At 60.3% G+C, this 25,253-nt stretch carries 20 protein-coding genes; 11 read left to right on the forward strand and 9 right to left on the reverse strand.

The genetic code is table 11. The features are described from left to right. Nucleotides 1-81 precede the first annotated feature (81 nt). Nucleotides 82-1,092, forward strand: coding sequence for an MYG1 family protein (locus GFJ39_RS07555; RefSeq protein WP_153430762.1), 1,011 nt, complete (start codon nt 82-84; stop codon nt 1,090-1,092). Between the two features lie 87 nt (nt 1,093-1,179). On the opposite strand, the gene GFJ39_RS07560 is transcribed toward GFJ39_RS07555, so the two are convergent. Both GFJ39_RS07560 and GFJ39_RS07565 read right to left on the reverse strand, forming a co-directional pair. Then, nucleotides 1,180-2,532 (reverse strand): inorganic phosphate transporter, encoded by a 1,353-nt coding sequence (locus GFJ39_RS07560; protein ID WP_153430763.1) that lies wholly within the window; start codon nt 2,530-2,532, stop codon nt 1,180-1,182. 146 nt (nt 2,533-2,678) lie between these two features. Beyond that, complete coding sequence (locus GFJ39_RS07565) at nt 2,679-3,470, reverse strand: DNA/RNA non-specific endonuclease (protein ID WP_228391842.1); 792 nt, start codon at nt 3,468-3,470, stop codon at nt 2,679-2,681. 297 nt (nt 3,471-3,767) lie between these two features. Here GFJ39_RS07565 and GFJ39_RS07570 point away from each other — a divergent pair, with 297 nt between their 5' ends. The 5 genes from GFJ39_RS07570 to GFJ39_RS07590 all read left to right on the forward strand — a co-directional run bounded on the left by GFJ39_RS07570 (nt 3,768) and on the right by GFJ39_RS07590 (nt 13,407). Next, complete coding sequence (locus tag GFJ39_RS07570) at nt 3,768-5,171, forward strand: superinfection immunity protein (RefSeq protein WP_194285318.1); 1,404 nt, start codon at nt 3,768-3,770, stop codon at nt 5,169-5,171. Nucleotides 5,172-5,351: 180 nt separating this feature from the next. Further along, the gene (locus GFJ39_RS07575) at nt 5,352-7,988 is read left to right on the forward strand and encodes a M1 family metallopeptidase (RefSeq protein ID WP_153430766.1); all 2,637 of its coding nucleotides are present in this window, start codon (nt 5,352-5,354) and stop codon (nt 7,986-7,988) included. A 118-nt stretch (nt 7,989-8,106) separates the two neighbouring features. After that, on the forward strand, nt 8,107-9,747 hold the full coding sequence (locus GFJ39_RS07580; RefSeq protein ID WP_153430767.1) for an ABC-F family ATP-binding cassette domain-containing protein: 1,641 nt from the start codon (nt 8,107-8,109) through the stop codon (nt 9,745-9,747). A gap of 294 nt (nt 9,748-10,041) precedes the next feature. Next, on the forward strand, nt 10,042-11,985 hold the full coding sequence (locus GFJ39_RS07585) for a hypothetical protein (RefSeq protein ID WP_325062871.1): 1,944 nt from the start codon (nt 10,042-10,044) through the stop codon (nt 11,983-11,985). 129 nt (nt 11,986-12,114) lie between these two features. Continuing rightward, complete coding sequence (locus GFJ39_RS07590) at nt 12,115-13,407, forward strand: MFS transporter (protein WP_153430768.1); 1,293 nt, start codon at nt 12,115-12,117, stop codon at nt 13,405-13,407. Between the two features lie 63 nt (nt 13,408-13,470). Here the strand turns inward: GFJ39_RS07590 and GFJ39_RS07595 are convergent, their stop codons facing one another. Continuing rightward, nucleotides 13,471-14,082 (reverse strand): YceI family protein, encoded by a 612-nt coding sequence (locus GFJ39_RS07595; RefSeq protein ID WP_153430769.1) that lies wholly within the window; start codon nt 14,080-14,082, stop codon nt 13,471-13,473. A 38-nt stretch (nt 14,083-14,120) separates the two neighbouring features. After that, nucleotides 14,121-14,936, reverse strand: a complete 816-nt coding sequence (locus GFJ39_RS07600) for a DODA-type extradiol aromatic ring-opening family dioxygenase (protein ID WP_153430770.1) — start codon at nt 14,934-14,936, stop codon at nt 14,121-14,123. A 105-nt stretch (nt 14,937-15,041) separates the two neighbouring features. Between GFJ39_RS07600 and GFJ39_RS07605 the strand changes: the two genes are divergently transcribed. Further along, nucleotides 15,042-15,953 carry a LysR family transcriptional regulator gene (locus GFJ39_RS07605; protein ID WP_153430771.1) on the forward strand — a complete coding sequence of 304 codons (912 nt, stop codon included), beginning with the start codon at nt 15,042-15,044 and terminating at the stop codon, nt 15,951-15,953. A gap of 21 nt (nt 15,954-15,974) precedes the next feature. Here GFJ39_RS07605 and GFJ39_RS07610 read toward each other — a convergent pair whose 3' ends face one another. The 3 genes from GFJ39_RS07610 to GFJ39_RS07620 all read right to left on the reverse strand — a co-directional run bounded on the left by GFJ39_RS07610 (nt 15,975) and on the right by GFJ39_RS07620 (nt 20,233). Continuing rightward, nucleotides 15,975-17,663 carry a M28 family metallopeptidase gene (locus GFJ39_RS07610; protein ID WP_153430772.1) on the reverse strand — a complete coding sequence of 563 codons (1,689 nt, stop codon included), beginning with the start codon at nt 17,661-17,663 and terminating at the stop codon, nt 15,975-15,977. Between the two features lie 15 nt (nt 17,664-17,678). Further along, entirely contained in the window at nt 17,679-17,936 is a 258-nt protein-coding gene (locus GFJ39_RS07615; protein WP_153430773.1) for a hypothetical protein, read from the reverse strand. Nucleotides 17,937-18,106: 170 nt separating this feature from the next. Then, on the reverse strand, nt 18,107-20,233 hold the full coding sequence (locus GFJ39_RS07620) for a M3 family metallopeptidase (protein WP_153430774.1): 2,127 nt from the start codon (nt 20,231-20,233) through the stop codon (nt 18,107-18,109). A gap of 214 nt (nt 20,234-20,447) precedes the next feature. On the opposite strand from GFJ39_RS07620, the gene GFJ39_RS07625 reads away from it, so the two are divergent. The 4 genes from GFJ39_RS07625 to GFJ39_RS07640 all read left to right on the forward strand — a co-directional run bounded on the left by GFJ39_RS07625 (nt 20,448) and on the right by GFJ39_RS07640 (nt 22,858). Further along, nucleotides 20,448-20,783 carry a hypothetical protein gene (locus tag GFJ39_RS07625; protein WP_153430775.1) on the forward strand — a complete coding sequence of 112 codons (336 nt, stop codon included), beginning with the start codon at nt 20,448-20,450 and terminating at the stop codon, nt 20,781-20,783. Nucleotides 20,784-20,899: 116 nt separating this feature from the next. After that, entirely contained in the window at nt 20,900-21,400 is a 501-nt protein-coding gene (locus GFJ39_RS07630; protein WP_153430776.1) for a hypothetical protein, read from the forward strand. 82 nt (nt 21,401-21,482) lie between these two features. Further along, nucleotides 21,483-22,232: a hypothetical protein gene (locus tag GFJ39_RS07635; protein ID WP_153430777.1), complete on the forward strand. Its 750-nt coding sequence runs from the start codon at nt 21,483-21,485 to the stop codon at nt 22,230-22,232. Next, nucleotides 22,229-22,858, forward strand: coding sequence for a hypothetical protein (locus GFJ39_RS07640; protein WP_153430778.1), 630 nt, complete (start codon nt 22,229-22,231; stop codon nt 22,856-22,858). The genes GFJ39_RS07635 and GFJ39_RS07640 overlap by 4 nt, the downstream gene beginning before the upstream one ends. A gap of 20 nt (nt 22,859-22,878) precedes the next feature. On the opposite strand, the gene GFJ39_RS07645 is transcribed toward GFJ39_RS07640, so the two are convergent. After that, nucleotides 22,879-24,063: a serine hydrolase domain-containing protein gene (locus tag GFJ39_RS07645; RefSeq protein WP_153430779.1), complete on the reverse strand. Its 1,185-nt coding sequence runs from the start codon at nt 24,061-24,063 to the stop codon at nt 22,879-22,881. A 92-nt stretch (nt 24,064-24,155) separates the two neighbouring features. After that, the gene (locus GFJ39_RS07650) at nt 24,156-25,082 is read right to left on the reverse strand and encodes a glycosyltransferase family 2 protein (RefSeq protein WP_153430780.1); all 927 of its coding nucleotides are present in this window, start codon (nt 25,080-25,082) and stop codon (nt 24,156-24,158) included. Between the last annotated feature and the right edge of the window lie 171 nt (nt 25,083-25,253).

A 25,253-nucleotide genomic window follows, 5' to 3' on the forward strand; every position in this document is an offset into this window, starting at 1 on the left:
CGGCGACAAGGTTGTCTGCCGGCCTGCCCTGCGGCATGAAGGAGCCACTTCATCCCCTTTTCCCTGCCGCAGGTTCCCAAGATGTCCGAACATACTCCCATTGGTCTCGAAAACGGCGCAGCGCCCGTCACGGCGCTGACCCATTCAGGCAATTTCCATGTCGACGAGACCATGGGCTATGTCATCCTGCACTACGCGCTCGCCCCGCAGGGTGATCTGCGCGCACGCATCCTTGAAGAAAAATCCGCCGACCGCCTGACCTTCATCCGCACCCGCAATCCGGATGTCATCAAATCGGCCGATATCGTCTTCGACGTCGGCGGCCTCTATGACCCCCCGCATGGCCGCTACGACCACCATATGAAGGACAAGCCTCTTCGCGAAGACGGCACGCCTTACAGCGCCGCCGGGCTGCTGTGGAAGGATTACGGTCACGCCGCCATCCGCAACATTCTCAAGACCCCGGTTGATGATGCCACAGTGGACCTGATCTGGCAGAGCCTCGACAGGTCCCTGATCCTGCCGATCGATCAGGATGACAATGGCGTGGTCAAGATGGGCAAGCTGTCGCTGGCGGATATCGTCTCTGCCTGTAGCCCGCCCTGGGACACGGCTGAACTCTACGGGCGCCAGGAATCCCGCGCCCGGGAATCCCTCGGTTTCGCCAATGCCGCCACGGCTGTTGCGTCTCACCTGACGAATGTCGTGGACCGCGTCCGCGCCAGCCTCAAGGCAACAGACCGCGTTTTGGCAGCTTATGAAAATGCCGAAGACAAGCGCATCCTCGTCATGGAAACGGGCATGCCGACGGAAAAGGTCATTTTCGAGCGCGATCTTCCGGTTGTGTATGTGGTCTCCCCCGCAGGGCCGGAGCAATGGAACATCAAGGCCGTTCCGCCCGTTCGTGGCGATTTCGGCCAGCGCGTTTCCCTTCCGGAAGCCTGGGGCGGACTGGAGCGGGAAAAGCTGGCCGCTGTCTCCGGCGTGTCCGATGCCGTGTTTGCCCACCCTGCCCGCTTCATCTGTGGTGCAGGCAGCCGCGAAGGCGCCATCCGTATGGCACAGCTGGCCCTGCAGATCGCCGGGGTCTGAAATAAAAAAAGGGACGCGATAGCAATATCGCGTCCCTTTCCCGATCAGGGCCGGAGCAATCATGCTCCAGTCAAAAAGTTCCGCCTATCAGGCGAGAAGGTAGAAAACCACCGCTGCAACACAGACCGTCACCGGCAGTGTCAGCAGCCATGCCATCACGATCTTCGTCAGCATCTTTTTGTTGATGCCGGACCCGGCCGCCACCATCGTCCCGGCAACGCCCGACGTGATGATATGCGTCGTGGAAACCGGCAGACCGGTATAGCCCGCGGTCATAATCAGACCCGCACCAACGACCTCGGATGCAGCACCCTGTGCTGGCGTCAGATGGGTCGTGCCGATGCCTTCGCCCAGCGTCCGCACAATCCGCTTGTAGCCCACCATGGTCCCGATTCCGAGGCACAGCGCACTCAGCAGACGCACCCAGCCCGGCGCGTATTCAACGGTCGGGCGCAGTTCGGATGCGAGATGGGATGCAAGCTTCTTCTCCGCGTCAGATGCCGCCGGGTTGGCCGCAACCGACCGCAGGCCCGACAGAACCTGATAGACGTCGCCACGCAGTTCGGACGGGGCCTCGGCAGGAGCTTCCGTCTGTGAAAGACGGGCGATCGAAGCGACAGCGTCCCCCTTGAAGGAATAACGGTCATACTGCGTGACCAGCGGCAGGGCCTGCTGCGCGTCCTGGCGGATCTGCTCGATGCTGACCGGAGAAGCCGGGTTGAGCGCGAAGGCGGCAGGCATGATGCCGATGATCGTCAGCATGATGAGGCCGATGCTCTTCTGACCGTCATTGCTGCCATGCGAGAAGCTGACCAGCGTACAGGTCAGGACCAGCACCGCCCGAACGATCGGGTTCGGCTTCTGCTCCGGCGTGGGCGCCTTGTACATTTCCGGCATCTTCACGAGGGATTTGATGAGGAAATACAGCAAAAGCGCGCCGACAAAGCCCAGCACCGGCGAGACGGCGAGTGCACGCAGCACCTTCCAGATCTGGCTCCAGTCCACACTGTGACCCAGTTCGCGGGCATGGACGAAGGAGTCACCGATCGCAATACCGACCAGCGATCCGATAACGCAGTGTGAGGACGAGTTCGGAATTCCGAACCACCACGTCATCAGGTTCCAGGCCAGGGCAGTCCCGAACAGCGCAACCAGCATCGGAACGGCCGGATTTCCGCTTGGCGGCGAAAGAACATCCGGCGGCAGAAGCTCCACGAGCGCGTAGGCGACAGAAATGCCGCCCAGGATCACGCCCAGAAGGTTCATCAGCCCCGACCAGATGACGGCGACAGTCGGCTTGAGCGAATTGGTATAGATGACAGTTGCGACAGCATTGGCCGTGTCATGAAAGCCATTGGCAAATTCAAAGACGCAGACCAGAACGAAGCAGAGGCACAGCGCGACAAGCGACGTCGCCGAGGAGGGGTCAAAATGAAGCATGAAGTCCGGATTCCGTTATTTAGAACCCCGACTTAGTCTATTTCAGGGATTTTCAGTTATGACATTTTCGGTTTTCATAAAATATTCATACTCGCGACTTGAGAAACAAAAGTATACAACCATGTCACGGCCTCTCCGCTCCCTGGCTACTGCACAAGTGCTTTTACAAGCGCTCTGAGAGCCTTCTGGGCCGCTTTCGATCCCCATTCCTGAAGCAGCTTCCGCGAGCGAGGCCGTCTCGAAAGGGCCTCCGGCGTTTCCCGGATCGGCGGCATGGCGCTGACATGATCCTTCAGGGATGCCGGAAGTGCGGGAAACGGATCGATCCCCACAAGCTCGGTCAGAAGCGCCACACTCGTAATCCGGCATGTCGGACGGCGCGTGTTCAGACACACATACGCTCCCATCCCGCGAGCCGCCGGATCATAGATCGCCTTCCACGTCACGGCAGGCACGGGAATACGCCCCGCCCCGATCGTACGGATCTGATCCGGATCGTAACCGGGCCCGGTCACGACAAAGATTTCCCCTTCCTGCCGGGCCCATCCCCGGACAGCGCTCTCGACCCCTTCCCACGGCCCACGGTTCAGCTCAGCAGTCTGCGGGACGATGTTCGACAGCAGGAAAGACTGCTGCTGTGCCTGCACACCGGGTTCGTCCCCGCTGGGTGTCATGTGTCCGCGGTCGTAACCCGTAGCCCTGTAATCCTCGAGCGCCGCCCGCATCCTCACGGGAAGGCGCTCATCAGGGTAAAAACTTCCCTGCCGGCGCGTGCGGTCAGCGATTTCGAGATTTTCTTCCGTCAGATCCTCGGCCGACCACAGCGGCCCCTTCGTGCTTTCCGAAGCAAGTACCGCATAATCCGCATTGCATAGCTGAACCGTCCCGATCCGGAGCGTTTCATTCAGCACCTGGGGTGCAACGCCATCGGCGAACATGTCCGGACAGGGCGCAGCCTGCGTCGGAAGCACGATAAAAAGAGCACAGGCCGGAAGATACGACAGGAAATTCAATAATACCTCGCATACCCGGTTCCGCAGTATCCATCCGGGACTGCTTTGGTGTTAGTGGATCAGGGAACCCCGCACAACCGACTGATTTTCCAATTTCTTTCTTCAGAAACCAGTTCCCCTTCCGGGATGCTTCTCCTTGCGAAAGATGAAAACTCCTCATCCTCCATTGGCGTTACAGGGGAAAGTCGGGATATGCCTGATGCCGCGGAGCACGGAGCACGCATGACAGAAAAGCGGAGACAGACCATCCTCAAGATGAAAACCCTGATCGGCATCATGCTTCCAGCACTCCTTGCCACAGGCGTTCCGGCCCGGTCTGCCACCCTCCATCCGCTCGCACCGATCGCCCGGGCGGAGATAGGAAACAGCACCCATGCCACCCTGTCCGCACAGGGTATTGCTGCCATGCTGGACGTCCGTCGGACCACACGCTGCAACGTGCCCGTCGTCTGGGCCGATGCCGATACCAGCCCGACCTCTCCGTGCAGCATGGCATTCCTGACGCTTAGCCAGTCTGGCAACACACACTCCGGCAACACACACTCCCGCCCCGCCTCATTCCCCCTGACGCCTTACGGCACGGAGGATGACGGCATGGCGCAACTGAAGATGTCATTGCGGCATCTGGACACGTCGTCGTCTTTCCCGCAGGTCATGGTTTCCGCCTATACCGGCGGTGCCCATTGCTGCTCACTCACTTCCATATTCGATCTGCGCCCCGATGGCAGTTCCGGCAAAAGCTGGCAGCATCTCGAACTTGGAGCGATGGACGGTGACGGGGAACCGGACGTCGTGGATATCGCCGGAAACGGGCAGCAGGAAATCCTGACATCCGATCAGTCGTTCCTCTATGCCTTCGCATCCCATGCCGGCTCCGAAGCCCCCGTCGTCATTGCACGCTACCACGATGGCGTTCTTGAAAACGTCACGCGCGATCCGGCCTACCGAGACTATCTTGCGAAGGATCTGGCGGACAGGCGCCGCAACTGGATCAAGTCGGGACGTTTCGAACCCAACGGTTTCCTGGCCTATGAAGTCGCGACCATGGCCAATATGGGCCGGTTCGCGGAAGGCTGGCGCGATATGCTGGCCCATGCAGAGTCCACGAAAAAATCCGGCTTCGGCCTCTCGGCATGCGATTTCAAACCGCCCGCTGAAAAGCAGAATGGCCATGCCTGTTCGGCCAAGGAAAAAGAACTGCTCCCTTTCCCACAGGCCCTGTCCCTTTTCCTCGTCCGCGCGGGATACATCACGCCCGAGCAGATGGCATCCGTGACGGACAGTCATGAGCCTGCTTCGGCCCCCCCGCCCGTTCCACCCGCGGCCACACCGCACGAGGCGCCGAACCGGCCTCCATCCGCCGCGGCCCAACCGCCCGAAAGGGAGCAGGCCCTCTCCGCTTCGGCTGTTCCCGCGAAGTCCGGTCCCGCGAAGTCCGGGGGAGTGTTCGCGGTTCTCGGCGCTCTGGGACTGGCGGTCTATCTTGTTCCGGTCCTGATCGCCTACCGCCGCAATACAATCCGTCAGCACCGGATTGCGATGATAACCGTGCTTCTGGGCTGGACCATCATCGGGTGGGTCGCGGCGCTGATCATGGCGCTCAGCGAACCCACCCGGAGGCAATAAGCTTCGTCAGGCCCGGGCAGTCATCTGCAAAGCCCCGCAGATCCCGCCCCGTCAGGAGATGACAAGGTTTTTAGGGACAGACACTTTCCCGAATGACAGTGCTATGCCACCGTCTCCGTAACAAAAACGAACGGTTCGTTCCGTTTCCCGTCATTCAAATGTTTCAAGGAACTGCGTTTCATGCGCCGTCTTCTGGCTCTCACAACCCTGCTTGCTGGCCTGCCCCTCGCGATGCCCGCCCATGCTGAAGGCACGTTCTCCTTCGCGACGACACCGGGACAGCTTCCCAAGACCGTCGTGCCGACAGACTACATCATCGACCTGACAACCGACATGGAACATCTGACGCTTCAGGGCGACGAGATCATCCGGGTTGAAGTCCGGAGCCCGACCGCCGACGTCACCCTTAATCAGGCTGGCCTCAAACTGGCCAGCGCCCTTCTGGATAATTCGCAGAAAGCCGAGATCCGTCAGGATGATGCCGCCGAAACCGTCACCCTGCACTTCCCGGCCCCCGTTCCCGCCGGCGTCCACACGCTGGCGATCAAGTATTCCGGCCCGATCCTGAAAACGCCGAACGGCATCTATGTCGACGACTACACCGACCCGGCAGGCAAGCCAAAGCGGATGCTCGTCACGCAGTTCGAAGTCGCGGATGCCCGCCGGATGTTCCCGGGCTGGGACGAACCCGCCTTCAAGGCGACGTATCAGTTGAACGTCACGCTGCCGTTCGAATACGCGGCTGTCAGCAACATGCCGATCATCGGCACGACGCAGCAGGACACCAAAACGAAGCGCGTTTCCTTCAGCCCGACGCCCCGCATGTCGAGCTACCTGCTCGCACTGGTAGCCGGTGACATGGCATCCGTGGACGGCAAGGCGGACGGCACGCCCATCCGCGTCTTCGCTCCGACCGGCCTTGAAAGCCAGGGCACCTACGCACTGGGCGCCGCCGAAAAGATCCTGCCTTATTACAACGACTATTTCGGCATCAAATATCCGCTGCCGAAAATGGACATGCTGGCCATCCCCGGCAACTACCAGGCCGGCGCGATGGAGAACTGGGGGGCGCTGACCTATATCGACAACGTCCTTCTGTTCGATCCGAAGAACAGCACACCGCGCACCCGCGAACTGATCTACGAAGTCGTTGCGCATGAAATGGCGCATCAGTGGTCCGGCGATCTGGTGACCATGGGCTGGTGGGACAATATCTGGCTGAACGAAGGCTTTGCGTCGTGGATGGAAATCAAGGCGACGGACAAGATGAACCCCGAATGGGATATCTGGCCGCGTCAGCACGAAACCCGTGAAGAAACGATGGCCACGGACGCCCTGTCCACGACCCATCCGATCCAGCAGGTCATCCGCAATGTCAGCGAAGCCAATTCCGCGTTTGACGGCATCAGCTACGGCAAGGGCGAGCTGGTTATCCGTATGATGGAAGGCTGGCTTGGCGAAGATCATTTCCGCGACGGAATGCGCGCCTATATGAAGGCCCATGCTTTCGGCAACGCAACCAGTCAGGATCTGTGGAACGCGCTCTCCGGCACGTCCGGGCAGGATGTCGGCAAGGTCGCCCGCAGCTTCACCGAACAGCCCGGGATTCCGCAGGTCAATGTCGCGGCCGTCTGCAAAAATGGCCAGACGACCTACACCCTGACCCAGAGCCGCTTCACGATCCATGACCCGAATGCGAAAGCCCAGACCTGGAACATTCCGGTTGTCGCCGGCGGCCCCGGTCTTGAGACCCGCAAGCTGGTGCTTGGTGCGGAACCCGCCACCTTCACCCTGCCACGCTGCAATGCGCCTCTCAAGCTCGATCTGGGCGAGAGCGGATATTACCGCGTGCATTATGACGACGTGGCCTTCGCTCCGGTCGCCGCCTCGATTTCGAAATTCGCTCCGGTCGATCGCGCCAATATCCTTGGCGACCAGTTCGCGCAGTTCCGCGCCGGACATGGTGCACTGTCGTCCTATTTCGACCTCGTGGACCGGCTGACCGCCGCGCATGAGACCGACATCGCCACGCTTGAGGAAATCATCAGCAAGCTGGAAACGCTCGATTTCTATGAAATCGGCAGCCCGGATCGCCCTGCATTCCAGGCCTATGCCCGCAGCCGCCTTGCCCCGGTCCTGAAGCGTCTCGGCTGGAACCAGAAACCGCATGAAAGCGTGCTGGACACGATGCTGCGGCCGTCCGTGATTTCCGCTCTGGGAACCTTCAACGACCCGGCCGTTCTCGCGGAAGCCAAGCGCCGTTTCGCAATCTGGCTCAAAAATCCGGCTTCCCTGCGCCCTGATCTGGTCGGCACGGTCTCGGCCCTGACGATGAAACATGCCGATGCCGCGACCTGGGAGATCATGGCAAAGAAGGTCCGCGACACCCAAGCGACCGAACTCAAGCTCCGCCTGTTCCAGGCGCTCGCCAACGCCACGGATCCTGACCTGATCCGTCACAACGTGGAACTGGCCTATAGCGGCGCCATTCCGAACGGCCGTATTTCCATGGCCCTGTCACAGGTCGCCTCCGCCAGCGAAAATCCGGACCTCGTCTGGAAGCTGGTCCGCCAGCACGAAGCCGAAATCCGCACGCATCTGGCTCCCTGGTCACAGGACGGGTTCCTCCCGGCCATCGCAGGACATTCCAACAACCCGGACATCCTGGCCGAGCTTCAGAAGGATCCGTCTTCCAGCAGGACGACCGGCGCGAAAATCGCCACGGCCCATGCCCTCAACGTGGTTTCCGCCCGCAAGGAAGCCGTTCAGGCGGCCCAGAGCCAGATCCACGACTGGCTCGCCGCCCACGCCCACTGATACCGCTCATACGAACACCCAAACGAGGCGGAAAAGATCCGCCTCGTCCCTGTCCGGGACGGTCAAACTGTTATAGGGATGGCGCTCCCGTTTTACCGCCACCGGACCATCCTGCCCCATGCTTCAGATCGAAAACCTTGTCTTCAACGCCTGGGGACGACAGTTCTTCAATCGTGCAAGCGCCAATCTGCCCAACCCGTCCAAGGTGTCTCTGGTCGGCCGGAACGGCGTCGGGAAATCCACGCTTTTCAAGCTGATCAAGGGTGAGCTTCAGCCGGATTCCGGTGAAATCGTCATCCCCCGCGCGGCCCGAGTGGCGACCGTGGATCAGGAACACCCCGCAACCCCCATCAGCCTGATCGACACGATCCTCGCGGCCGATACCGAACGCGCGGCTCTCATGGCCGAGCTTGAAACGGCCGATCCGGAGCGCATGGGCGATATCTGGATGCGCCTGATCGAAATCGACGCCGATAGCGCCCCTTCCCGCGCGGCGGAGATTCTCAATGGTCTGGGCTTCTCCACCGCCGATCTCGATCGCCCGATGGCCGAGTTCTCCGGCGGCTGGCGGATGCGCGTGGCTTTGGCTGCCGCGCTTTTTGCCGAGCCTGACCTGCTGCTGCTCGATGAGCCGACGAACTATCTCGATCTTGAAGGTGCCCTGTGGCTGGAAGCACGCCTTGCCCGTTATCCCCATTCCGCGCTCATCATCAGCCATGACCGCGAACTGCTGAACAATTCCGTCGATTTCACCCTGCACGTCACGGAAGGGAAGCTGGAACTCTATACTGGCGGATACGACGATTTCGAGCGCCAGCGCGCCGAGAAAATCCGTCTGCAAAGTGCCACCCGCGCCAAGCAGGAAGCAGAGCGCGCCCATCTCCAGTCCTTCGTGGACCGCTTCAAAGCCTCGGCCGCCAAAGCCGCCCAGGCCCAGAGCCGCGTCAAGCGCCTTGCCAAACTGACGCCGATCGAAACCACGATCGAGGCTTCGGTCTCGCCATTCCTGCTCCCCTCACCGGCCCGTCCCCTCGCGCCGCCCCTGATCCGGCTGGAAAACGTCGAAGTCGGCTATGGCGACGATCCCGCCATCCTGCGCGATCTGAACCTCAGGCTGGACGTGGATGACCGTATCGGCCTGCTTGGTGTCAATGGTGCGGGCAAATCCACCTTCGCGAAAATGATCGCGGGCGCTCTAGAAGTCCGCTCCGGTGAAGTCTCCCGCTCTCCCCGTATCGAGGTCGGTTGGTTCCATCAGCACCAGATCGAGGCGCTCGATCCCGAGCAGACCCCGCTCGACATCATGCGCGAAGCCCGGCCGACGGACAGCGATCAGTCCCACCGCTCCCGTCTGGCGCAGTTCGGCATCCATTTTGAAAAGCAGGGTACCAAGGTCGAGGCGCTCTCCGGCGGGGAACGCGCGCGCCTGCTGCTGAACATGGTGGCCATGGCCGCCCCGCATCTGCTGATCCTCGATGAGCCGACCAACCATCTGGACATCGACAGCCGCCGCGCCCTGCTGGACGCCCTCAACAGCTACGAAGGCGCGGTTATTCTCATCACCCATGACCGTTCGCTGATGGAACTGGTCGCGGACCGGCTGTGGCTGGCCGCGGACAACCAGATCGTCCCCTTCGATGGCGATATGGATGATTACGCCAGGTTCGTCATCGAACGCGCCAGGGGCGGAACATCCGCCCCGTCGCAGAGCGCAGCAAAGGAAAAGCGCTCCAGGGGCAAGAAAAAGAAGACAAAATAAGAAAACATGGAAACCATTATTGAGGAGAGCTGTATTTAAACAATTTCTCCTCAGCACCCTGTCTCCAATATGGAAATCGTTGAATATCCGGGAAGAGAGAACGAATATACTTTCGCAAACCGTGATAAATTGTTATTCCGATCCATAAATAATGTGTAATTTTCATTATTTTTGAGATATATCAATTTTTAAACTTCCTTGAGCGCGTAAATCTCTTCCGACTGGCGGTTCCCGTCGCCATGGCAGTCCGATCACTAACGCAATTCCTTGAACGAATTTTAGGAAGGGAAAGCTGTGTCTCCTCTCGGTGGCCTGAAGATCACGGGAAATTACCTGCCCAGACGATACAGACTGCTTCTGGGCGCCGTCTTTTTCATTGGCTCTCCTCTTTCCGCCTTTGCCCAGAGCACCGACGATCAGGAACTGGCCGCGATCAAGGCGGAGATGCGTATGCTCGAAAGCCGCCTTCAGGCCATCGAGCAACGCCGCCACGCAGGCTCAGCCTCCCACGCGGCCCGTCCGAATACCCCGAAAACCTCCGTCGCGCGCAGGGTGACACTCAGCAGGGTGCCGATAAAGGGCGAGGCCCCAAAAATCGAAACCGCCCGCGCGGCAACATCACCGTTCTCTCCCGCCAGTAACATTCCCCGCCCCGGCAATAGGATCATGCCGGTTTCAACAGCAGGCTTCGTCCCGGACAGCATCACGGCAGGATCCGCACAGGCCCCTTCCACCCCGATCGTTACGCCAGCCCACCAGACCCCGCCTCCGCTGTTCCAGTGGCTGGGTAACCAGCACAACGAAGCGCACCGGACATCCATCGACCTGACATCGTCCAGTCCGCTCGCCATTACCCAGACGGAAGTGGATCATCTTCCGCCGGTCTTCCAGATTGGCAATCTGACGGTCAGGCTGGGCGGGTTCATCGATTTCTCCAACATCTGGAGAAGTTCGAACATGACCAGTGGCCCTGCGACGGCGTGGAACAATTTCCCGTATGCCAATAGCCCCAATCACGGGCTGAGCGAGGAACGGTTTTCGGCACAGCTTTCGCGTTTCTCCACGCTTCTGGAAGCCAATCCGACCAAGTCCGTGCGTCTTCAGGCTTATGTTGAGAGCGATTTCGGCGGGTCTGGCGGGACGACCAACAGTGTGCAGATCAACGGTTATACCCCCCGTCTGCGGCAGGGATATTTCACGTTCACGCAGAAGGACTGGGGGCTGCACGTCCTCATGGGCCAGGCCTGGAGCCTGACGACCAATTACGCCAAGGGCGTCATTCCCCGTCAGGAACAGCTCCCGGCCGTGACGGATAACAACCAGATCCCGGGCATTACCTTTACCCGCGTGCCACAAATCCGGATCGCCAAGGACTGGGACAAGAAATACTGGATCGCGCTGTCGATCGAGGATCCCCAGGCGACGGTCGGTTTCTCCGATACGCTCAGCTCCGGCGGGACCCTCCCCGCCAGTTACGGCCATCTGGCCGGGCCGCGGGTCTATTACGCCAATAGCGGTGGCGTCCTGCTGAACCCGAACACGCAGTACAGCTACAATCCCGCTCCCGACATTGTCCTCAAAACGGCAGTCGATACGTCATTCGGGCATTATGAGGTCTTTGGCCTTGCCCGCTGGTTCCGTAGTCTCGTGCAGCCGGCCGGTGAAAACCATACCCACAAAAGCACCCAGTTCGGCGGTGGCGTGGGCGCTGGCATGACCGTGCCGCTCGGGACCGACAAACTTCAGTTGACCGGAAACGTGCTCGCCGGTCAGGGGGTCGGACGCTACGGACCCAGCCTCATTCCCGATACGACCTTCGACAGCAATGGCAATCTCACTCCGATCCCGGAAATCATGGGGTCACTCGGGCTGGTCGGGCATCCGGCGCGCTCCGTGCTGCTTTATACCTATGGCGGTGTGGAGAGCGCGGGACGTCGCACCTATCTGGGCGCCGATGGCATCCAGCATGGCTATGGCGCGACAGACCTGAACCTGTCCGGCTGTGAATACGAATTCGGAACATGTTCTGCCCAGACAAGAACGCTGGCTTCCCTGACGACAGGCGGCTGGTGGCACTTCCTGGACGGCCATTACGGCAGTGTCATGGGCGGGATTCAGTACACCTATATCCGGAAGTTCGCCTTCAAGGGCAATGACGGCGCGGATCATGCCGTCGACCCCACGACTTACGGACATACGGTGTATGTGACCTTCCGTTATTACCCCTTCCAGCAATAACATCCGGTGAAGTATTCACATTACCTGACGAATCATTCCAACCGGAAAACAATCTTTTTCGGGACTTCCGCGCCCTCACAGTCATGGTTTCCGGTCTGACAGGCCAGCCATGACACTCTGGAGAAATTCATGTCTGGCACAACAACTCAGGCGCCGCCCAAGCCCCTGAATCCGGCCCCGACGCAACCGCAGACACTTCAGCCGCTCTATGTGCTGTCATGGTTTCTGTGCGCGCTGTTCTACTTCTATCAGTACGCCATCCGTTCCGCTCCCGGCATCATGCAGGATGAGCTGACACAGGCCTGGGGCAACAGCCATCTCGGCCTGATGATCGCGTCCTATTACATCGTGTACGCGCTGATGGCCCTGGCCGTGGGCGTGCTGCTGGACCGTTATGGCGCCCATGCCATCATGCCGATGTTCATTGCCACCACGGGCGTGGGCTGCCTGATCTTCGGCCAAGGTAGCCTGGTTGCGGGTATCGGCGGCTACATCATTCAGGGCATTGGCGCGATCTGTGCGTTCGTCGGCGCATCCTACGTTGCCGCGCGCTATCTTCCGGCCCGGACGCTGGCGCTTTTCGTCGGTCTGACGCAGTGCATGGGCATGGCCGGTGCCGCTTTCGGCTCCAAGCCGACGCGCATCCTGATCGATCCGCATGGGTCGTTCCACATCCCCTGGCAGTCGATCTGGCTGGGCTTTGGTGTCATCGGGCTCCTGCTGGCCGTGGCGGTCTTCTTCGTCATGCCGCGCGATACGGGTGACAGCACCCAGCACCATGGCGATTTTTCCATGGCCAACCTGCTGCGTCCCTTCAAGATCATCTTCTCCAACCCCCAGAGCTGGATCGCAGGTCTTGCGGGTGGCCTGCTCTTCGTGCCGACCACGATCGGTGCCCTGGGCTGGGGTGCGCTGATGCTGAGCAAGGGTGAGCACACGACGATGGGCTTTGCGGCCACCGATGTTTCGATGGTCCCCATCGGCTGGGTAATCGGCTGCCCGCTTCTGGGCTGGATTTCCGACAAGATCGGCCGTCGCAAGCCCGTCCTGATCGGCGGTGCGCTGGTGCTGCTGGCGGCGTCGCTCTGCGCGCTCTATGTCCCGGTCGGCGTTCTGCCCCACTATTCCGTGGCGCTGGTCATGGGTATTGCTTCCGGCGCGGCCATGATCCCGTTCTCATCGATGAAGGAAGTCAATCCGCCCGAGGTCAAGGGAACGGCCGCCGGTGTCATGAACTTCCTCGTGTTCGGCACGACCGGCATCATGTCCCCGCTTGTTTCCGCCCTGATGGGCAAGAATGCGCCGGAGACGATGGAACAGTTCCATACGGCCTTCCTGCCGCTGGTCATCGGTATCGGAATTGCTATTCTGCTCGGTTTCCTGCTCAAGGAAACCGGCTGGAAAGTCCGCAAGACGTCCTGATCTTTCCGGACAGTCTGAAAAAGAAAACGGTCCACTCTCGTGAGCCGTTTTCTTTTATGCGCGTTATTTCGCGGCAGTCTTCTCAAATGCCCCGGCAATCGTCAGCGTCACGTCATCGCCGACATAGGGGACATATTTCTTCACGCCGAAATCGCTGCGATGGATCGTCGCGTCGGCCTGAAAGCCGACCGTATAGGCCTTGTCCATCGGGTTGATGCCTGCGCCCACGAAACGGACGTGCAGGACTTCCGGATGGGTGACGCCATGCAGCGTCAGGTTGCCGGTTACCAGAGCTTCATCCGTCCCCGTGCGACGAACCCGCGTCGAGACGAAGGTCGCATCCGGATATTTCGCGACATCGAACCATTCACTGTTTTTGAGTTCGCCGGTCAGAACCGTGCTGGTAGTTGAAATGCTCGAAACCGGGATGGTCACGTTCAGGTGCGAGGCCTCGGGATGGGCCGTATCAAGCTGAAGCGCGCCGGTGACGCCGGAAAGCTGGCCGGAATAATAGGTGAAGCCGAAATGCAGCACGGAAAAACCGATCTGTGTATGGCTGGTCTCGACCGTATAGGCGCCGGACTGCACATCCGCAGGGTTGGCAGCATAAGCCGTGGAAGACAGGAGGACGAGAGCGAACGCAGCGCCTGCGCCCTTGAGGAAACGTGTTTTCATGATGTCATGATCTTTCTTGATGAAGTGAATTGAGGACATCAGCCAAACCGGAAACCGGACAGGGCCTTCCCCATGACGATATCGTTGTAATCGCGATGGCCCGCGTCGGTTCCCGCGGCTCCGGCGGCGAACATCAACGGCAGGAGATGTTCCGGCTGAGGGTGGCACTCCCGCGCAAACGGGGCGTGCTCCCAGTCCAGAAGGCTTTGTGTGCGACGGGCGAGCGGAGCCTCGATCGCCTGCTGAAGCCAGGTATCGAACGCTACGGATTGCGCATCCGACACGCCATCGGGGCGCATCAGATGACGCATGTTGTGGTAAGTCATGCCCGTGCCCACGATCAGTATGTTTTCGTCCCGCAAAGGCGCCAGCATCTCCCCGAGTTGCAGGACGCCTGCGGCATCCAGCGACCCTGGCAGGGAAATCTCCACAACCGGGACATCCGCATCGGGAAATGCGAGCATGAAGGGAATGAACACCCCGTGATCCAGCCCTCGGGTGGCATTTTCCGTACAGGCCATACCCCCGTGACGCAGGAGATCGCGGATTTTCCCTGCCACGATCGGCGATCCGGGTACGGGATATTCAAGCTGATAGGTGTGAGGCGGAAAGCCGTAATAATCGTAGATCAGCGACGGATGAGCCGTTGATCCGACGACCATACCCTGTGTCTCCCAGTGACCGGACATGACCACAATGGCATCCGGACGACGTGGCAGGGATGGCCTCACGGAACGGAGATAGACCGCCATGCGATCCCATGTCGTTCCCCACTCCATGAAGAAGCAGGGACCACCACCATGCGGCAGAAAAAGAACGGGCTGCCGCGTCGTGTCCTGATCGTTCAGGGTCATCGTGAGTGTCTCCGTTCCGTACGATGGGACTGATCTTGCCACCCTCACTTAAAAAGAATAACTCCCTGATCCGGGATAGGATCTGACACCAGGAGTGTGAGGTGAATGCTTGATCGCTTCACGGGCATGCAGGTTTTTGCAAAGGTCGTGGCTCAAGGCAGCTTTTCAGGGGCCGCGCGCTCACTGGGTCTGTCACAGACGATGATCACGAAACACATTACCGCTCTGGAAAGCCGGCTGGGGATCTCACTGTTCCATCGCAGCACGCGCAGGCTGTCGCTGACGGAACCGGGGCGTCTCTTTTTCATCCGCAGTCAGAAAATCCTGACGGATCTGGAAGAGATGGAACAGGAAGTCTCGGCGGAAAACCAGGAGCCGCGCGGGCTTCTGCGCCTGAATGCGCCGGTCTCGTTCGCCATCCGGCATGTCGGGCCGATCCTGCCGGAATTCAGCCGACGCCATCCCCTCGTTACGGTCGAACTGGGGCTTGATGACCGGCGGATTGATCCGATTACCGAAGGATGGGATCTGACGCTGCGCATCGGGCGAATGCCATCGAGCGCGTTGCGGTCGCGTCGGCTGGCGCAGGTCGATTTCGTGGTCTGCGCGGCACCGTCCTATCTGGCAGAGTGTGGCACACCCCGCAGCGTTGCCGACCTGCCTAAGCATCGTTGTCTGGGTTACACGCTTGGCGACGAAATCAGCAGCGCGCGCTGGAGCTTTGGTCCGAACGGCGAGCGCACGGTCCCGGTGAGCGGTCCCATGCATGCCAATAACGGCGATATCCTGCGCGAAGCTGCCGTGGCCGGACAGGGCATCATCTACCAGCCGATATTCATCCTTTCGGATGAGCTGAAATCAGGTCGGCTGGTTCCGCTACCTCTTGATGTGCCCGTCATGACGGGGCCGGAGTTGCATGCTGTCTATGCTCCGACGCCTCATGTCCCGCTCAAAATCCGGGCGATGATCGATTTTCTGGTTGAACGCTATGGGCCGGTTCCGCCCTGGACGATCTGACGGAACCGGAAATAGCGCGTCTTACTGAACCGTAGCCGGAGCGGTCTTCTGGCGGATTGCGGCGAATTCCGAACCGGCCTTCCATTGCGGCCAGTCATGCGAGAAGGCCACGTCATGCCCGACTTTCCAGACAGCCCAGACGTCCTGCGCGGCACCACGGACGTCCCAGTCCGGGCTCCAGGCATCGCAGGCCTGATGGTAGCAGGCCATGTAGGCCGTCAGCCATTTTCCGCCGGCTTCCGTTCCACCCTTCAGAAGATCGAACTTACCGGCCATATCCATGACCGCAAGGACCGGCACGCCAGCCCGTGCGAACGGCAGATGATCCGCGCGATAGAACGCGCCGCGTTCCGGCATCGCTTCGGGCTGTGCGGTGCGGCCCTGAAGAGCCACGGCGGCCGCGAACTGTTCCTGAAGCGTGTCCTGCCCTGCCCCGATGATGAAGGCGTTATGCGCAGGGCCAGCCATCTGGAGCACGTCCATCGTCAGATTGGCAGCCGTTCTGTCCAGCGGCGCCAGCGGATGGGCGACGTACCAGCCTGATCCCAGCAGACCGCGCTCCTCGCCCGTCCAGGCAGCGAAACGGATGGTCCGGTCGGGCTTTGGACCGGCCTTGAAAGCACGGGCGATTTCGAACAGGGCTGCAATTCCCGAGCCGTCATCGATTGCACCGCGACGGATGACAGTATGGCCCTGCGCGTCGGTGCTCTTGCCGTAAGCGTCCCAGTGCGCACCGAACATGACCGTTTCGTCCGGATATTTCGCGCCTGTGATTTTGGCGAGTACGTTCTGGCTTTGCAGACGATCGACCGTGACCGGCAGGTCGGCTGAGAACGTCGTGTGCTTCAGCGTGACGGGACGGAAGCTCCCGGAACGGGCCTTAATCCGCAGGGCCTCAAGATTCAACCCGGCCTGCCGGAACAGTGCGGCGGCGGTCTTGCCCTCAAGCCAGCCCTGAACAGGAACGGGAGGGCTTTCGGTAGCGGCATGTTCCACATCATACGCCTCACCGCCCGGTGCCACGACCGTGCTCCAGGGATAGGACGCGCCTGCCGTATCGTGCACGATCAGGGCGGCGATGGCGCCACGCCGGGCAGCTTCCTCGTATTTATAGGTCCAGCGGCCGTAATACGTCATGGTCTTGCCGCCGAAGCGACCGGCGACGGGCTCACCGGGAACCGCATCGAAATCGGGATCGTTGACGAGGAAAACCGCGACCTTGCCCTTGAGATCGACGCCCTTGAAATCATCCCACTGGCGCTCCGGCGCATATACGCCGTAGCCTACGAAAACCATCGGAGCATTTTTGATCTGAAGCCGGTCTTCCGGCAGCAGCGTCGAGAGATAGATGTCCTGTAGCTGGATCAGGGGAAGCGTCCTGCCGCCGATCCGGGCGCTGATGGAACCGTTCGCGGCGGTTCTGGTGCGGATCATGGGGACAGTCTGCGTCCATCCGCCATTTTCGCCAGCCGGTTCAAGCCCCAGAGCCTTGTACTGCGCGATCAGCCAAGGAACCGTGACCTTCTCCCCTTCCGTTCCGGGGGCACGGCCCTCGAACCGGTCGGACGCCAGGATCTTCATCGTCTCCGACATGCGGGACGGGCTGATCTCGGCTGTAGGGTCGGCATGACCGGCGACCGGAGCGAGAAGAACCGCTGTCAGGACAGTGGCGAGAAACAGGCTGCGTCGGGGGAATGTCTTCTGTGTCATGGCAAGAGCATATCTTCAGTTATGGTTCTGGGAAGAAGAAATCGGGCCGGCGTCTTTCAGTGCCGCCGGTTCCACGCGATCGCGGCGGATATAGACGCTCTTTTCAACCGGATCGCGCTGATAATCCTGTGCGAGTATCCTCAGGACACAGAGTGTGAGCGCTCCCATGACGAATGTTCCATCCTGAAAACCCAACGCGCCGCGCACCTGCATCATCAGCAGCGCCATGACGGCCGCAAGCAGATCACGGCCCAAGGTCCAGTAACTGTCCATGTTGAACGCCTGGATCGTCCACTGGGCGCCCGTTGCGACCATCCATACCGAAGTCGCAACGAATGGACCACAAAACGAAGGAAGCTCATTCTGAGCGTAGGTGCCGGCATGTTTTTGTCCCGAAAGGAAAGCCCGGGAGGAAGGGTCAGGTCTTTCCTCCCGGCTGGTAATTACCTGCCCTGTTCGGAAACAAGCCCACGATGCACCAGCATCGGGGTGATGTCCGGGTCGCGGCCGTAGAAGGCGCGGAACATCGGGGCGTAATCCATGGTATGTCCCTTCGAGAGGATCATGTCGCGGAAGCGCTGTCCGTTTTCACGTGTCAGCCCCCCATGCTCCTGGAACCAGGAGAACACGTCCTGATCCAGCATTTCCGTCCACAGATAGGCGTAATAGCCGGCTGCATATCCGTTGGACCAGATATGCAGGAAGTAGCTGGAACGATAACGCGGCGGAACGGCTGCGACGTCCAGCCCCGTGCTGTTCAGCGCATCGCTCTCAAACCTGTCCACGTCCTGACGCGGTGCCGTCGCGGGCAGGCTGTGCCACTTCATGTCCAGTTCGGCTGCGGCGACGATCTCGCCCAGCGCATAGCCCTGGTTGAAATGTGCGGCCTTGCGGATCTTCTCGACCAGGGCCTTGGGCATCGGGGCGCCGGTCTTGTAGTGCCGGGCGTAATGCGACAGGACCTTCGGGTCCAGCGCCCAGTTCTCGTTGAACTGCGAGGGGAACTCCACGAAGTCGCGCGCCACACTCGTGCCGGACAGCGACGGATAGGTCTGGTCCGCGAACAGACCATGCAGAGCATGGCCGAATTCGTGGAACATGGTCGTCACGTCGTCGGACGTGATGAGCTGCGGCTGGCCGGGGGCCGCCTTGGTGAAGTTGGCGACGTTGTAGATGACGGGCTTCGTCCCAAGCAGCTTGGACTGCCCGACGAAGTTGGACATCCAGGCACCGCCGGACTTGTTGTCCCTCTTGAAGTAATCGAAATACATCAGGCCCAGCGGAGAGCCGTCCTTGTCATGGACTTCGAAGACCATGACGTCAGGCTGATAGACGGGGATATCCGTCCGCTGCTGGAACGTGATCCCGTAAAGCTGGTTGGCGGCAAAGAACACGCCATCCGTCAGGACCGTTTTGAGTTCGAAATACGGCTTGATTTCATCCTGATCGAGATTGTACTTCGCCCGGCGCACCTGATCGGAATAATGCTCCCAGTCCCAGGGCTTCAGATCGAACTTTCCGCCGTCCTTGCGAATGGCCTTCTGAAGGACCCCGGCTTCGCGCTTCTGCTCGGCGACCGTGGCCGGAACGAGCTGCTGCATGAAGTTTTCCGCGGCTTCCGGCGTCCTGGCCATCTGATCGTACAGCGTATAGGCGGCGAAATTCGGATAGCCGAAGAGCGCGGCCTTCTGCGCGCGGAGTTCCGCCAGTTCGGCGATCGTGGCGCGGGTATCGTTCTTGTCGCCCTTCTCGGCGCGGGTCCAGCTCTGCTCGAACAGGGCCTGGCGGGTTTCTCGGCCGGTCAGGGAAGACAGGGCCGGCTGCTGCGTCGTGTTCTGAAGGGGGATGACCCATTTACCAGTCAGCCCACGCTCCTGCGCGGCCTTGGCAGCCGAGGCGATCGTGTTGTCATCCAGACCGGCCAGCGCCTTTTTGCTGTCCACGATCAGGGCGCCGTTCTTGGCGCTGGCAATCAGCTTCTGCTCGTACTGCGTCTCAAGACTGGAAAGGCGCGTGTTGATCGCGCGCAGTTTCGTCTTGTCCGCCGCGGAGAGTTCAGCGCCAGCGTGGACGAACTGCTGGTAATAGATATCGAGAAGCTGGGCCTGTTCGGGCGTCAGGTTGAGCTTTTCGCGGCGGTCATAAAGGGACTTCACGCGGGCGAAGAGCTTCGCGTTCAGATAGACTTCATCTTCATGGGCGGTCAGGCGCGGGGCTTCCTGGCTCTGCACCTTGTCCAGCGTATCGTCGGTGTTGGCCTGATACACGCCATAGAACGTCATCTGCACGCGGTTGAGGGTCTGGCCCGCGCGTTCCATGGCGGCAATGGTGTTGTCGAAGGTGGGAGCGGCACGGTTATTGGCGATTGCCCTGATCTCGCGCAGATGCTCGGCCATTCCGCGCTCAAAGGCCGGGGCATAGTCACTGTCCGTGATCTGGTCGAAGCGCGGGGCCTGATAGGGCAGCGTGCTTGCCGAAAAGAACGGGTTCGTGGAAGCGGCATGCGCTTCAGCCGAAAGAAAAAACGCCGAAGCCGCGAGGAGTGCGGCGAGCCTGAAATTGAACACCATGAAATCGCCCGTAATAATCGTGATGATGCCGAACCGTATGGTGTTCGCGAGAGATCGTCAAACGGCCGATCCTGCTGCTGAAGACCTGCGGAAACTGCCAGTTGCCGCTTGACGGCATTTTCTCCTTGGTGCGTGCGAAAACTTCTCCCTAGACCGGCAGTGTGTATTGACACGCCCGCCTTTTCGGGGCGGTTTTTCATAGCCGGAGATGACAATGGACTGGACATCGCTGTTCCAGACAATCCTGCCCTATCTGCCTGCCAAATACGCTGGCGATATTGTTTCAATCATCACATTTCTCGTTGCCTCGGCCGCGCTGGCCCTGCGCTTCTGGAAGCCGCCGGCCAGCACGTCGAAGCTGCTGCCGCTGTTCCGGATCGTGAGCATGATCGCGCAGGCGAAAGGCTGGAATACCAGCGCCTATCAGCCGGGGGCGAAAGCCATCATGGTGCCGGTTGGCTCCTCCCGTGCGAAAGACGCCGAAAAACTGGGGCTGGATATGGCCTCGACGCATCCGAAGGCCGGTGAGCCGCCCCGTCGCGTCGACTGATTTCAACATCGGTCATTTCACAACCGGGCTGACAGCCTGCCCGGAGACAATTTTCATTTTAACGATCCATGGCCGCTCCCCTGAGGCGGCTTTTTTCATTTCTGGAGCTTTTACTGATGCGTAACCGTCTGATCGCCCTGAGCCTTGGCGCCGTTCTTCTCGCGTCCACGAGCGCCTGCACCACGACCGGCAGCACGACCACTTTCAACACCCAGGCCCTGAGCAGTGACGCCGCCGCCATCGCCTATGCGGTTCAGGCCATCGAGAGCATTCCGGATCTGGAAAGTCATCTGTCCGCCACGGACAAGGCGACGTTCGACAAGCTGATCGCCCGGATCAGGAGCGTGACCGCACAGGTTGCGGCCAACTCGAACGGCTCCATTACGATCACGACCGGCAAGGACTGGGCCAAAAGCCTTGGCACCGACCTTCAGACCCTGATGGCCATCGCAACACCGATCGTGAAGGTCTACTCGCCCTCCGCCGCCACTTACATGAGCACGGTATCCGCGATGATCCCCCTGATCGAAGCCCTCGCAGGCGTTACGGCCGCCCCTTTCGCAGCCACGACGCAATCGCCGGAACTGATCCGCGCCCGGATCTATCAGGGCGTCTGACGCTCCGTCCGCTTCCTCACCCGAAAGACAGGAGCGGTTCGCCTGAACCGCTCCTTTTTTTATGTTCCTGCCGGAGTTGTCCATGTCCCGATGCCTTGGCAAACGTGCGCCCAAGCATGATCTGAGAACCTATCGTCTGGTGCCCATGCTGGCCGCACACTTTCCCGCCATTCCCGTGCAGAAAGACTGGTCCGAAGGAGTGCCCTATCAGATGTGGGGCAATGACCGGTATGGCTGCTGTGCATTCGCGGCCCATGCGGCCCTGACGGCGACATGGACCCATGCCGCACAGGGGCTGGTCATCCTCTCCACGAAGATGGTGCTGAACAACTACGGGGCCGTGACCGGGTTCGATCCACAGACGGGGGCTCGGGACAACGGAACGGTTCTGCTGGACGAGCTGAACTTCTGGCTGCGTCAGGGTCTGCACCGTCCGGGACAGACCCTGGATTACCTGACGGCTTACGGCACGATCGATCCGCAGGACTGCGACGGGATCCGCCGCGGCATCTGCTATCTTGGCGGTGTTCTCGCAGGGGTGCAGGTGCCACAGGGCTTCATGGATCTTCCACTGGGCGCGACATGGGACTGGAACGCCATTTCCGACCGAACACCGGTGGGCGGTCATGCCATCGCCCTCGTGGGCTACAATCCCCAAGGGCTTTTCTTCAATACCTGGGGCACGCGGACCTTCATGCCGTGGGATACCTTCACGAAGATTGCCGATGAAGCCTATGGTCTGCTGTCGCGTCAGAACTGGCTCGGTATTCCCGGCACATCGCCGAACGGGGAAGCCTTCGAGGCCCTTCTGGGGGAAGTGAGAGGCGTATGAACGGCCGGATTTCCTCCGGTCGTCCTGCTCTGGCCCTGCTGGCAGTCGCCCTTCTCGGCGGCTGTTCGGCGGGGTCTCCTTCCCCGGTCACGATCAGTAAGGCCATTGCCGGCATCCAGATGGATCTGACGAAAACGGGTGTGGTCAGCACCTCGCATGTGCAGGAGTGGACAGAGGAGCAGAAAACAAGGTTCGACCGGAACGTCCGTGCCCTGCAATGCAGTCAGCACGTTCCGGACCCGGTTGTCGCCATGATGTCCGGGCCGGTTACGCTATCACTGTCGGGGAGCTTTACGTCCTCGGGCAGCTTTTCAGTCAGCAGTTCCGGCACCCTGCCCGTTTTCGGCCTTCAGGCGGACGCGAACCGCACGAAAGCCCAGACGCTTGACCTTCCGGTCCAGTTCGTCCCGCTCTCCGCACTGCCGGATGCGGAAATGGCGCGGGAAGTCGGGTATGCCGGTGATCTGCTGTCGCAAAGCGATGCCGTGCGTCAGGCCGAAGGGGAAAAGATCAGAACCAGCCGCGATGCCCTGACGCGGCATGTTCTTGAACTGATCGCCCTGTATCCCGGAATCTGCCCGAAAGAGCCGCTGCACCCCTTCGTCGGTGTCCGGCATGTTCCCTGAAACGCAGTTGCGGAAAAGTCCTAGACCGGCGCGGAAAGGCCGAGCGCCCTTCCCGCTGCCGTGGCGATATCATGCCTCAGCCGCACGACACTGTGCCCCCCTGACGGATGGACCCGGTTGGTCAGGATCAGCACATAGCTGTCGCTGTCCGGATCGATCCAGAGAGACGTGCCGGTAAAACCGGTATGTCCGAAGGAGCGACGGGAAAACACCTCTCCCCTCGGGGACGAATAATGGGTGTCGATATCCCATCCCAGTCCCCGAAGCTCCGTTTTTCCTGCCGGCTGCTGCGGTGTGGTCATGAGGACGAGCGTCTCCCGGCGCAGGGGGAAGCGGCTCGGACGTCCTTTCAGACGATCCAGAAGAGCCTGCGCATAAAGCGTCATGTCCCGCGCATCCGAGAACAGCCCGGCATGGCCGGCCACGCCCCCCATTCTCCGAGCCGTCGGATCATGCACCACGCCTCGCAGCATGTTGCCCTGCTCGTCATACTGTGTCGGGGCAATGAGGGGACGCAGGCTGGCCGCCGGAAGATAACCGGATTCCGTCATGCCCAGCGGTTCAAGAATATTGATCCGCGCATACTGGTCGAGCGACAGGCCGCTCAACTTTTCGACCAGAAGCCCCAGCATGATGTAATTGATGTCACTATAAACGAATTTCTCGCCCGGTGGGTTGGCGAGCGGAGACATCATGGCCCGCCTGACACCCTCGGCCTTGCCGGTCCAGGGATCGTTCAGGGGAATATCCGGCGGCAGGCCGGAATAATGGGTCATGAGCAGGCGAACCGAAATGTCGCCCTTTCCATTGGATGCAAATTCCGGAAAATACTGGCTGACGCGGTCATCCAGTTGCAGCTTCTGCTGCTCGACCAGCTGCATGACCGCCAGCGCCGTCATGGTCGGCTTGGTGAGGGACGCCATGTCAAAGCGCGTCTTCCAGTCCAGAGGTTCGGACACCGGAGCAAGTGCGCGCTTTCCATAGACGAACCGGTGCACGATCTTTTCATCATGACCGATCGCGACCACCGCGCCCGGAGCTTCGCCTCTTCTGATGGCATCCCGGACGAGAACATCCACTGCGCCAAACGAAGAACCCGGACGCGCGCAGGCGGCCATCTGACTGACACAGGCCGCAGCCCCTCCGAACAGGACATGACGCCGCGTCAGAAAACCGTGCCTTTTTATGGCGAGCCTCTCCGGCATGTTTCGTATTTCTCCTCTGCCCTGATCCTTTACGGAAAAGAGTAGCTGTTTTTTACGATCACGCAACAGAATACCTGGCCGCATTCGACCAGTCAGTACGTGCGACGGAGCACGTAAATCGGACGCTGCTTCGTCTCCATATAGATGCGGCCGATATATTCCCCCAGCATGCCGATACTGATGATCTGCACACTGCTGAAAAAAATGATCGCCACGAACAGGGATGTATAACCCGGCACGGGATTACCCCAGACGATCGTCCGCAGCACGATGAAAAGCGCATAAAACATGGAAAGCAGCGCACCCGCCGTTCCCAGATAGGTCCATAGCCGGATGGGAGCGGAGGAAAAGCTGGTGAAGCCTTCAAGCGCGAAATTCCACAGGGAATAGCCGGAGAACTTCGTCATGCCCACCGCACGGGGCGCGCGGACGTAATCGATGCTGACCGTCCGGAAGCCAACCCAGGCGAACAGACCTTTCATGAACCGCTGACGCTCGGGCAGCCTTTTGAGCGCCTCGACCACGCATCGGTCCATCAGACGGAAATCCCCCACATTTTCCGGAATCCGGATATGGGCAAGCCGGTTATGCAGCGCATAGAACCAGGACGCCGTCTTGCGCTTGAGCAGACTGTCGCTGGAGCGGTCGATCCGTCTGCCCAGCACGACCTCTGCCCCATCGCGCCAGACCTGCACCATTTTCGGGATGATCTCGGGCGGGTCCTGGAGATCGGCGTCAATGATGATGACCGCGTCTCCCGTCGCAGCATCAAGGCCAGCCGTCAGCGCGGCTTCCTTGCCGAAATTGCGCGACAGTTCGAGCACCCTGAACCGCCGGTCGGTTTCACAAAATCCGATCAGTTCCCGCAGCGTGCCATCGCTGCTGCCGTCGTCGACACAGACGATTTCCCAGTCCGTGTCCGCAATCCCGTCGAGGACAGGCAGGATACTCCGTACAAAATGGCTGATGGCGGCTTCTTCGTTCAAGAAAGGGACAATCAGGGAAAGCTGGCTGGCCATAGAAGGTTTTCAGGTTCCAAATCGTGACAGAATGACCATAACAGAAATATTCCCGTAACAGTCAGTCCTCCCATCAGGAAAAGAACGGCCTCCTTCGGGTACAGTCGATCCATGCCAGACCCCTCATGAGCATTGATCTTTTTCCTGTAGCCGATAAGGTGCCACATCAGG

The sequence above is a fragment of the Gluconobacter aidae genome (assembly GCF_009547075.1).
GTDB lineage: Bacteria > Pseudomonadota > Alphaproteobacteria > Acetobacterales > Acetobacteraceae > Gluconobacter > Gluconobacter aidae.